Source organism: Amycolatopsis sp. NPDC049253 (genome assembly GCF_040678995.1).
Lineage (GTDB): Bacteria > Actinomycetota > Actinomycetes > Mycobacteriales > Pseudonocardiaceae > Amycolatopsis.
Genome location: NZ_JBFAQX010000083.1, coordinates 1 through 1,259, shown reverse-complemented (window position 1 = coordinate 1,259; position 1,259 = coordinate 1). Strand labels below are relative to the sequence as shown.

1 protein-coding gene is annotated in these 1,259 nt (G+C 64.1%); it reads right to left on the bottom strand.

What is annotated here, in order from left to right; all coding sequences use genetic code 11:
• Positions 1-42: 42 nt before the first annotated feature.
• Positions 43-1,214 (bottom strand): IS3 family transposase gene (locus AB0K15_RS48020; protein WP_364067932.1). Its coding sequence is split into 2 segments (ribosomal slippage): positions 43-956 and positions 956-1,214, totalling 1,173 coding nucleotides; the frame shifts between segments, so codons are not numbered across the junction.
• Between the last annotated feature and the right edge of the window lie 45 nt (positions 1,215-1,259).

Here is a 1,259-nt window from a genome sequence, read left to right as displayed (position 1 = left end):
TGGGGTGTGTCAAGGTTCTTGGACGGTCCTCGGTGGGTTGCCTCAGGCCGCGCTCGCGGTGAGGTGATCACGGTAGGCCTCGACCGGGGTGCGGTAGCCGAGGCCGCTGTGGAGTCGTTTCCGGTTGTAAAACACTTCGATGTAGTCAGCGACAGCGAACCGCGCACGGACCCGGGTCGGGAACATTTCGCGGTGATACATCTCGGTTTTTAGCGATGCGAAGAACGACTCGGCCGCCGCGTTGTCCCAACACACCCCGGTTCGCCCGACACTGGTTCGAACCTGATTGTCCTTGCAGAATCGGAAAAACTCGGCCGAGGTGTACTGCGTTCCGCGGTCGGAGTGGAACACCGCGCCCGGGCTGACATGGCCGTGGGTGATCGCCATGTCCAGGGCGTCGGTGATCAACGATGTTCGCATGTGATCAGCCAGCTGCCAGCCGACGACCATCCGGGTGGCCAGATCGATCACGGTCGCGAGATACAGCCAGCCCTCACTGGTTCTCAAGTAGGTGATGTCGCCGACCAGCCGTTGACCAGGCATGTCCGCGGTGAACTCCCGGCCGATCAGATCGGGACTGTGCACGGGTTGTTCCCCAGGCAGGGTGGTGCGTTTGTATGCCCGGGGCTGGCAGCCGGCCAGCCCGAGTTCGCGCATGAGATCGGCGACCAGCCCGACGCTGCACGGGTGGCCTTCGCGGTTGAGCTGGGCCGTGACCCGTCGGCGGCCGTAGGCACCGCGTCCCTCGGTGAACACCCGGGACACATGTTCCCTGAGTAGGCGGCGCCGGGCTTGGGTGGCTGTCTCGGTGGAAACCCGGTGCCTCCAAGCGTAAAACGACGACCGCGGCACCCGTAGTAACCGGCACATCCAGGTGATCGGATAGTGGGCCTTCTCCGCATCGATGACCGCGCAGCGCTCGGCTACTGCGAGGTCCGCGCGAAGAAGGCCGCGGCTTTTTTCAGGAACTCGTTTTCCATCCGCAGCCGGCGGATCTCGTCTTCCATCTCCGCGACCCGGGCATGCTCGGACGGGCTCACCGGTCGCGCAGGTCCAGGGTTCTCGCACCGCCACGCATTGACCCAGTTGGCCAGTGTGCCGGCGTTGATGTCGAGATCCCGGGCGACCTCGGCGACAGGTTTACCGGTCTCGATCACCATCTGCACAGCCTCGGCCTTGAACTGAGCGCTGAATCTCCGACGCTGCTCGGGCATACACCCATCCTCTCAGACAGGAGGCCCTGTCCAAGATCCTTGGTA